Below are 8,986 nucleotides of genomic sequence, written 5' to 3'. Positions count from 1 at the left end.
GTACGAATGGCACGTCTGTCGTGTCGTTGATGTCCTTGGCTGGCGAGCAATTGGCGGCCCAGCGGTCGGGCGCGATTGCCGTGATCTCTTCTGTGGCGGGTGACCGCGGGCGGCAGAGCAACTACGTGTATGGCAGCGCCAAGGCCTTGGTCAGTGCGTTTGCCTCTGGTCTGCGGCAGCGTCTGGCCAAGCAAGGGGTGCACGTGATCACCATCAAGCCCGGCTTTGTGGACACCCCCATGACAGCGCACCTGAAGAAGGGGGCGCTTTGGGCCAAGCCCGATCAGGTTGCGCGTGACATCAGCAACGCCATCGACAAGGGGCGGACGATTGTGTACACCCCTGGCTTCTGGCGCCTGATCATGCTGATCATCAAGCACATTCCCGAGGCGATCTTCATCAAAATATCGCTGTGAGGCTGTCGGCGATGAAACTGGATCAGGGTAAATCGAACAAGCTGTTTTTCTGGCTCTTTGCGCTCAGCATGGTCTTGGCCCTGGGCGTTGCGCTCATGTCGGGAACGAGCTTGCGTTATGAGGACGAGCGCGATTACTTTGCGCTGGCTCAGCAGATGGTTCAAGGTCACGGCTACGTGACGCCGGCGCTCCAGCCCACGGCCTACAGACCGCCCGGCTATCCCTTCCTCATGACTTTGTTTGCCGGCACAGAACAAGGCGTGCTGTGGCTCAAGATCCTGAACGTTGTCGTCCTGGGCATTTCTGTGTGGCTCATGCGTGCGCTGATTGCGCGTGAGACACCTGCTGTAGCGTGGTTGGCGGGTGCCAGCCTGCTGGTGTATCCGGTGTGGCTGTATGCCGCATCTACTTTGTACCCGCAGACCTTGTGCATGGCCCTCATGCTGGGCTTGATCTGCCTGCTTTCTCGCCGCGAGGCTTCTTGGCGTACGTTCATCTTCGCGGGCGTTGTTTATGGCTACCTGGTGTTGGTTGCGCCGTCGTTTCAGCTGCTGGCGCCATTGTTTGCTGCGTACGTGGCCTTTTTCGGGCCGTTTGCATGGCGTCGTAATGTGCTGTCGGCCATTGTGTTCGGCTTGATGACCGTTGCAACGATGTCGCCATGGCTGGTGCGCAACTACCAGGTCTTTGGGCAGTTCGTGCCCGTCGCAACAAATGGTGGCGTCAATCTGCTGTTGGGTAACAGCGAGTTCACCCGGGTCAACAGCGGTGTCGATGTAGATTTGACGCGCTATCTACAACAGACACAGGGGCTGGATGAGGTGCAGTCCAGCAAGGCCTTGCAGGGGTTTGCGACAGACTGGATCAAAGCCCATCCCATGGAGGCTGCTTCGCTGTATGTCGGCAAGGCGCTGAACTACTACAACTACCATGCCGAGGCCGCAACCAGCGAGCAAAATGCGGCCTGGAAAGATTGGCTGATGTTCTTGACCTACTACCCGATGCTTGCCATGGTGTTGGCAAGAGTGTGGATGGTTGGCCGCGTGCCCTTGTCTCGCTCAGAGCGTTTGCTGATCGGCGTCTATGTCATCAATGGTTTGTTGGCCGCGTTGTTCTTCACGCGGATTCGCTTCCGGCTGCCATTTGATGGTTTGCTGATGGTGCTGGCTATCGTGAGCCTGGGGCATTTCATGCAATTGAGGGCGAGCAAGAAGAGCCTGAAGAAATAAGGCACTCCGAGGAGTGCCTTTTTGCATCGAGGCCGCAGCCTGATCAGAAGTGGTATTGCACGCCGGCGCTGAGCAGGTACAGCGTACCGCTATCGCCACCGTCCGTGCCACCCTTGGTCACATCCAGCGAAGCGGCTGCTTTCAGGCCGGGCATGATGTCATATTCAGCACCCACGCCGCCATAGATGTTCCAGCCGCTGCCTTTGTCGGCAAAGCCAAAATTGGATGTTTCTTTGGCGCTGACGTTGGCGGCACCCAGACGCAGTACGCCCTTGAGGCCCGTGTCCAGTTGTTGCTTGAATGCCAGCGCCAAAGTGACGGCGTGCGCCTTGAGTTCAGCATGATCGGTGCCAGCGTCAACCTTGGATTTGCCAAAATTGATGTAGCCCAGTTCGCCGGCGATTTTGGCGGTGTCGTCATAGCCGACGTAAACCTTGTAGCCGACGCTGTTGTCTTTGCAGGTTTCGCCCGCGGCGCAGGTTGTTGGGATCTTTGCCCAGCCCAGCGAACCACCAGCGTAAACCTTCTCAACTTGAGCCGAAGCACTTGCGGCGGTCAGTGCCAGCAGGCTGGCCATCAGAATTTGTTTCATGTCTCGTCGTCCCTCTGTCAATCGGAGTGGCATTCATTTGCCAAGCAGGCATTACACCATTTTTCTGCACGCTGTCTGGGGCGGCTCGACGCTGTGCGGCCCTGGGGAAAATGCGGGGATCGACATTGCAACAAAGCGTTTGCGCGGCCGACAAGAAAAAACCCTGGGGAGTGATCCGCCAGGGTTTTTGGGGTGCTCATGTGACTTAAAGGATTGCTTTGCACCTCGGCTAAAGCATTGTCTTGCACTTGAGGAGCCTGTCTGTTTGACGGAGGGAGCGTTTCAGCTCCCTCTGAAGCACTAGCTTCTACGATCAAACTGCACTTTGCTTGACGAGGGGTCTAGTGATTGCACTTTGTCGGGGTGTACAAAACGGGCCTGAATTGGGGCGGCCCACTGCTTTCGTACGCTTGAAATGCGCCTGGTTCAATTCCCGATCTCGCACTTGAATCCGTTTGCTTGCGATCAGAGTTACTGCCCGCTTCAAGCTTAGGGGGACGTTCATCAAAGCTGCCTCGCGACCGCGTCCTTTCTTTCTCTGGATGGCTAGAAAGGCCACGGCGATTCAGTCCAGGATTCAGCGCGGCCTGCGTTCCCTAGTCTTGTATGGACCCAGAGCGACTTCGTCCAAAGCACACAACGCTGACTGAAGGTCCGCGCTCCGTTGACCAGCGCTGCAGTGTCGCGTGGCGGTGGGGTGGTAATTGTGTTGGCTTGCCATCTAACAGAGGCATGGCTAGGCGTCATGCGAGCCAAGGCGTTGTCGATGACTTACGCATTGAAGCCAACCCCTTTGCGCCCAGCGGTGAAGCCGCTTTCAAAGCGTTCGTTTGTACGCGCAATGATTTTGTCAAAGAATGCGTCGAGTTCGCTATCACTACCTATGTCTTGATCAGACTCATCGAGCAACCCGAGAGCCACATTTTTTCCTGCGTCATCGAGAGGGCGGATGGACCAGACCATCGTCTCCCAGAGCCAAGACATTCCGCGAGGGTCGCCATAGGTTACTTTCACGCCGAAATACCAACGTCCATCGCGTCCTTGCCTTATTTTCGGCCGATCGCCTAGGTTTCTAGCAGCATTAGTGGGATTGAGTTCCTCGTCCAGCTCCAGCGTCGCAATACGATCTGCTGGTGCACCGAGTCGAGTTGCGAATCGCGACACGACATAGCTCGCTTTAAATTCACAAATCGTTTCCTGCTGGTTCACGCGGTTCGCCGCAGCGATCGCTTTGGCTGATAGTTCGTCATACTTGGTCATATACGGTCAGTCAGGGCTCTTGTAACGTGTGCGACGCTTTTAGTCTCTGTTTTTTGGATAATTCAGAGAGTGTCGGACGCGTCCCGAGCAGCTTCCAAAAGCTCGTGTGCTATGGCGGCAACCTGCCTTGTCGGCATTAGCTTGCTAGGTGAGGGAAATGCATTCTCCAAGGCCATCACGCCGGTCGGATCGGCTTCCGCTTCCCCATCTAAGCGCATCCAGTTGGTGATGGCTTGGATGGCTTCATCTCGCCCCATGTCATGAGCAGCGACGAGCTGCGCCGCACATTGCGCAATCAGCCGAGCGCAATGCTCACGGTGCACATCCTCAGCATCTTGGATGGCTTCATCTGATCCATAACTCATTTGCCATATTCCTTCCCATTAACTTGCCAAAGTTCTGATTGATACGAACTGACGCTCCAGTTCAGTTCAGAATAAGTTGGTGCACGCCATCAGAACGAACCGCCCAAGACTCCAAAGCAATCGATTGAATGTGTCTGGTTAGGTCGGACGGAGTCATAGCGTCGCCAAGAATGTTCGTTTCCACAAAACGTCCCATTAATGCGACCTCTCTCTTTGGCTTGGTTTCAACAAAAACCACCCAATTGCCAACAACCGCCCAAGCTTCTGCCCCACCGAATGCGGCGCTAATGGCTGCCAACGCTTCATCTTTCGTCATGGTCATTATCCTCGGTCAACTCAATGTGCCTGCGCGAAGGGCTACAAAGCCGATGGTCGCCTTATTTGACCCGTTTGTAACTATCCCTTGTCCGCCCCAAATCCAGCGGTTGTTCGATGTTGCATTGGCCTTGCAACGCAATCTCCAAGTCAAGTCGTTCAACTTGGAGATTGCGGGCCCCTGGATCCCTTTTCAGATTGGACCATAACAGGTGACGACAGGACGAGTGTTGCATTTCCCCCCGGGGGATCAAACTGGAATTTGCTAAACGCGAGGCTTAGTGATTGGACTTTGTTGGGTTGTGTAGACCGGGCTTGAATTGGGCTGATCAACTGTTTTTGCGCACATGAAACGCGTCGAGTTCCCGGTCCTGCACTTGAACCCGTGTGCGTGCTATCTGTGTTGCTGTCCCCGTTTCAGGCCGGGAGCGGCCATTTATCGCATGCGCAATGAGTGGGCTGTTTTCAGTTAGTCCAGTAGTTGCACCGGCGCTAGACGTGGGAACGTTACAAGGACGTGCTGTAGATGCCGGGACCAGCGCACAGGAATACTGCGTTGAATCCGTGGGAAGGACATCGTTCTCGCACTATATGCACTAGTTGGCGCCACTCTTCGTCCAGGTAAAGGCCATTCAGCTCAACATTCACAATGAGCGTCGTATCCTGTGGGTAGTTCGTTGCAGCCTTGGCTTGAATCGAGCCGAGGATCAATGTGGCCATCGCATTGATGGTTTCGAGGCTGGAGTGGACGGTCGGCACAGATGCAACGGATTTCGCTCCCGCTGGGCCCTTGATACGCGTCAGACCTTCCAGGCCAAAAGCGCCTCCCTCGCTGTTCAGACGCTCACGCATCAGGTACTCGTTAGGATGCTGCGCTGTTGTCACCTCTAGTGTGCTTTGAGCTGGCCACATTCCGTGATCGACCCTGCCGCCATGGGAAACCAACTTCGCATCGAAAGGCTGGCTACCCCGCACCCACCGAACCGTCAAGTATTGGCCTTGGCCGTAATGCGCAAGGGCGAATCGCGCGATGGGCAGCACCTCTTCCAACAGTGGTTTTACATCCCCCTTGCGTTCGCGAAGGGTCTTGCCGTCATCAGGTAGCTCATAGACCTCGTCGAATAGTCTGAAAGCAATTCGCGCAAATTCGAGACCGTCCAGTACCCTGTCGTGCAATGGATCAAGTAGCTTCGAGAGGCTTACGGTCATATGTGAACCTCTCGGGTGTCAAGTTCGTAAAGTCCTCCGTCCGCGTTGAAAACCTCGGCGAAACGACAGTTCCGATAGCCGAATCTTTTTGTCGCCTCGATGACAGCCGCTCGGTCTGCCGGGGGGGTGTTCAAGCCGAAGCAGATTTGACGCAGCCAGTCACGTTCGAATCGTACGAGCCCTGGGGTGAAAGAGATAAATCGAGCTTCTTTCTCGTGCCCCCACTGCTTGGCCTTGGTGGTAAGGAAGTTGGTGATTACTGGTTCGATCACTGTCTTGAAGTCTGGTCGCCCCGATAGGTCGAGGGCCCGTAGCGCGGCAAGCAGCTTTCCCTCACCATAGGTTACGGGCGCAAACCCGATCATCGTGTCGACGAATTTGTACGGAATCTCATAGGTAATTGCGACGCCCCGATGGTTATCCGCATAGTGCGCCCATAGCAGGCGCTCGTCCATTCCTCGGATGTCCCCTGCGCAGAGGCTGAAGATACCGCATGTCGCGGCCGGCGCGGTCACTGACGTTGCAAAGATCTGCCAGCGTTCTTGGAGGGCATCAGACAGCGGTTCGCCCTCAACCTTTGCGAGCCGAATAGCTTTCATAAGGTCTATCTGGCAGTCGTATGGGTCGTTCAACTGGTGTGGTGCCGGGAAATAGACCGTGGACGCCTCAAGGTTCTGCCAGAAAAAATCGTTCAACCCTCGGAACTTGTGCCCGGTGAAATGTGTTTCATCAGATCGAGTACCTTTGGCAGCGTCGTTGTCCAACGGTTTAGTCATCGTGCACCTCTCGCTCCTTACGCATTGTTTGTGCGACGTCCAGCATCTGCTTAACCCGAAAGCACGCGGGACGAAGATCACCGCAGCGGTTCATGACAACTAATGTCGTCTGCCGTCGAGTTACTCGCGGAATTCGGGCAAGCCGATACTCATCAGCTAGTTGTTCCGATGTTCGAGGACTCCTCGGTCAGCGGCTCCCTCAGCCCAAGGCGGTCGAGCTCGGCAACGATAATCGGGCTTAATTTGTTGGTCACAACGTCGAGTGTACGGAGCGCTTTGCGAGCTTCGGCTACTGACATGCTGGAGCTGGGAAAAAGGTTCTCCAGCGCAGATGCGGCAATACGCGACAAGCCCAGTTCGACAAACGCAGTTCCGGTGTCGGTAGAGACGCCCAACTCAAGTGCCAGCGCGAAGTCGTAAACCTCGGCTATGTGCTCATCCATACCCGCCTCGTGGAGAGCATGTATAAGAAGGTCGCGATAGGCTTTGCCGAGTTGTACGAAGCGAAAACGCACGACATCTTCGATGAGGTCGAATGCCTCCCGGATGAGGGCATCGACGCTCCGTGGCTTACGTCGCGATCTTGTCTTGCCTTCAGGTGCAATGGCTTCAGCAGCCTTCTTTTCCTTGCGTTCTTCAGAGGCTCGGGAGCGCTTCACCCAGTTGCTTAATATGACCGGATATGGTGTGCCCTTCATCCACTGAATGGCAAGACCCGCAACCAGCGCACCGAAGTTGTTCTCTAGTTGGTCGACTGCTTTGAGGATGCGGCTGAAGATGCCCTGATAAAGGCCATCGGGTGCCTCACGCGGGTTCAAGGGAACGATGTCGGCAAGCTCGCCAGCATTGATTTTTTCCATCAATCTGTCATATAAGCGCCGCAGCCCGTAGGGGTCGATGGTCCAGTTGGCATATAAGAGGTTCGCAGGCAAGCCAATTGCAGCCACGGCCTCTTTGGCACTCTCTGCTACGTCGGCAATGGCACTTGCGCGGCTTGGCGGCAGCACCGCTCGCAAAAACTCGTGGGACGCGCCAGTGGCGGCCTTAGCGATCAGAAGTCCTGCACACGCCCGCACTCGCGTTCCCTCAGTATTCCAGGGGAGTGCGTTGGGCATCTCTCCCTGAACTGCCTCCATGACGGTGTCGAACTGACTCTCCAGCGTTGCCGTGATAGCCGATGTCACCTCGAAGGGGACGAACTCATCCATCGGAGTGCTCTCCCAGTCGTCGTAATCGACCAAGAAAACGTTGCCTACGACATCCTGGCTCAGCCTTCCCGCACGACCGGCGAAGTTCCACAACAACGCGGGATCCAAGTTCTCACCCCGTCCGCGCTTAGGCGTATCTATAAAGACATTTCTAGCCGGAAGGTTTACGCCCTGCGCAAGGGTTGTTGTGCAGACCAGATGTTTGAGCCCAGTCGCCTCCTGCTTAAACGATGCCTCCAAAGCCTCACGCAGTAGGCTGGGCATACGCCCGTAGTGATAGGCCACGCCATGAACGACCATGCCAGCAAGCTGGTACTCGGGATGAATGTGTTCCTTGATGAAACTAGACAACTCGCGAAGAGATGTGTCTTTCGAGTCAGGATTTCGCCGCGTCAACTCGTTCATTAGCTGGAGCGCCGTTTTCTCCGCGCGAGTCGGCCCGGTCTCATAGATCAGCGAACCTTCCCTGCCGCCTAGTTCCAGCGCAACGGCAGCAAGCCTCGTCGTCTTGTTGTCCAGACCGATGTCGGTGACTACAGTGCCAAGTTCGACGCGGTCATTGGGGCCACGAAGCAGTTGGAGTTTCATCTCCTTGGGTCTGCCTTTGACCTTGGTGACGACGATGCGGTTCTGTAGCACAGGTGAGACGCCAGTGAACTCCGGCTGCAGGGAAGACACTCCGATGGCCCTAGCCACCTCCGGAAGCCCGACCGCGCCGGGAGCGAGCATTATGAGTTGAGTCTTTTCACTTCGAGATATCACGACTTGCAAGCAATCCTGCAGAATCATTCCCCGGGCGGCGTCGGAGAGGTTCTGCGCTTCGTCTACGATCACCACATCAAATTTCTCATCCCATATGGATAGCAAGACCTGCAGACGCTCCTGCGTCAGGATGAAGACCTGGTGAGTCCGATGTAGGGGGTCTAGGGATGGCACCGTAGAGACGCGGATGTCGTCGCGGTACTTGAGGCGCCGCTGAACTTTATGCTGCACCTCTGAAAGTAGCGCTCTCGTGGGCGCGATGTACACAGCGACGAAGTTGTCGCGCTCCTCGGCTTGCCTGCACATGTGCTCGATGACAACATAGGACTTGCCTGCCGAAGTCGGTGCGGATATGGCAATCGCCCTGGCTGTCGGTAGCCGGTCCCAAACCTGCTTCTGGTAATCCGTCAAGGGGACGGGGCTGCCGTCGATGGGTACCGTGTTCAGCGCCTGAGAGACCATCCTATTCATGCGACCGAGGAGGCTTTCGTTGCCCGCACCGTACTTCCGCTCGGCGTAGGATAGGCTTGGAAAGTTGCCCAACTCAGTGAGAACATGAAGGCTACGCTCCCGCAGTTCCGCGTCCTCGTGCAGCAGCAGTGTGTTGAGTACGATGGTCTGCGCCAGACGCTTAAGCTCATCCTGGTCTGTTTGCACGAAGACCGAGGCGCAGTAGAGCAGCTTCAAAACGTCCGGAACGGCAAGCGAAGGGGCCTCGATCTGCTTGGCCAAAGTACGAGCAGCCCCTGCACCTTGCAGTTGCCCAAGGTAGTTCCAGAATGAGGCGTGTCCAGTGAGACGTTGCGCGAGGTCCTGTGCAAAGGTGTTCACTTGACCCCCTCTGGCGTGTAGCC

The 8,986-nt window shown here is 56.1% G+C and carries 9 protein-coding genes; 2 read left to right on the top strand and 7 right to left on the bottom strand.

Going from position 1 to position 8,986, the window contains the following annotated elements:
* Together EPO09_RS01330 and EPO09_RS01325 are read left to right on the top strand one after the other, a co-directional pair.
* Nucleotides 1–416, top strand: a 416-nt coding sequence (locus EPO09_RS01330; RefSeq protein ID WP_290639407.1) for an SDR family NAD(P)-dependent oxidoreductase, incomplete at its 5' end; no start/stop codon positions are given.
* 11 nt (nt 417–427) lie between these two features.
* The gene (locus EPO09_RS01325; RefSeq protein ID WP_290639405.1) at nt 428–1,645 is read left to right on the top strand and encodes a hypothetical protein; all 1,218 of its coding nucleotides are present in this window, start codon (nt 428–430) and stop codon (nt 1,643–1,645) included.
* Between the two features lie 43 nt (nt 1,646–1,688).
* Here the strand turns inward: EPO09_RS01325 and EPO09_RS01320 are convergent, their stop codons facing one another.
* The 7 genes from EPO09_RS01320 to EPO09_RS01290 all read right to left on the bottom strand — a co-directional run bounded on the left by EPO09_RS01320 (nt 1,689) and on the right by EPO09_RS01290 (nt 8,963).
* On the bottom strand, nt 1,689–2,237 hold the full coding sequence (locus tag EPO09_RS01320; protein ID WP_290639403.1) for an outer membrane beta-barrel protein: 549 nt from the start codon (nt 2,235–2,237) through the stop codon (nt 1,689–1,691).
* Nucleotides 2,238–3,008: 771 nt separating this feature from the next.
* On the bottom strand, nt 3,009–3,497 hold the full coding sequence (locus EPO09_RS01315) for a hypothetical protein (RefSeq protein ID WP_290639401.1): 489 nt from the start codon (nt 3,495–3,497) through the stop codon (nt 3,009–3,011).
* A gap of 62 nt (nt 3,498–3,559) precedes the next feature.
* Nucleotides 3,560–3,862 carry a hypothetical protein gene (locus EPO09_RS01310; RefSeq protein WP_290639399.1) on the bottom strand — a complete coding sequence of 101 codons (303 nt, stop codon included), beginning with the start codon at nt 3,860–3,862 and terminating at the stop codon, nt 3,560–3,562.
* A 61-nt stretch (nt 3,863–3,923) separates the two neighbouring features.
* On the bottom strand, nt 3,924–4,178 hold the full coding sequence (locus EPO09_RS01305; RefSeq protein ID WP_290639397.1) for a hypothetical protein: 255 nt from the start codon (nt 4,176–4,178) through the stop codon (nt 3,924–3,926).
* A 506-nt stretch (nt 4,179–4,684) separates the two neighbouring features.
* Nucleotides 4,685–5,386 (bottom strand): hypothetical protein, encoded by a 702-nt coding sequence (locus tag EPO09_RS01300; protein WP_290639396.1) that lies wholly within the window; start codon nt 5,384–5,386, stop codon nt 4,685–4,687.
* Entirely contained in the window at nt 5,383–6,162 is a 780-nt protein-coding gene (locus EPO09_RS01295) for a DUF2971 domain-containing protein (protein WP_290639394.1), read from the bottom strand. The genes EPO09_RS01300 and EPO09_RS01295 overlap by 4 nt, the downstream gene beginning before the upstream one ends.
* Nucleotides 6,163–6,314: 152 nt before the next feature.
* Nucleotides 6,315–8,963 carry a DEAD/DEAH box helicase gene (locus EPO09_RS01290; RefSeq protein WP_290639392.1) on the bottom strand — a complete coding sequence of 883 codons (2,649 nt, stop codon included), beginning with the start codon at nt 8,961–8,963 and terminating at the stop codon, nt 6,315–6,317.
* Between the last annotated feature and the right edge of the window lie 23 nt (nt 8,964–8,986).

The organism is Aquabacterium sp. (assembly GCF_004297345.1).
In the GTDB taxonomy this organism is placed as follows: Bacteria; Pseudomonadota; Gammaproteobacteria; order Burkholderiales; family Burkholderiaceae_C; genus Aquabacterium.
Note: the sequence above shows the minus strand (reverse complement) of the source record. Positions and strands in the feature narration are given on the sequence as shown.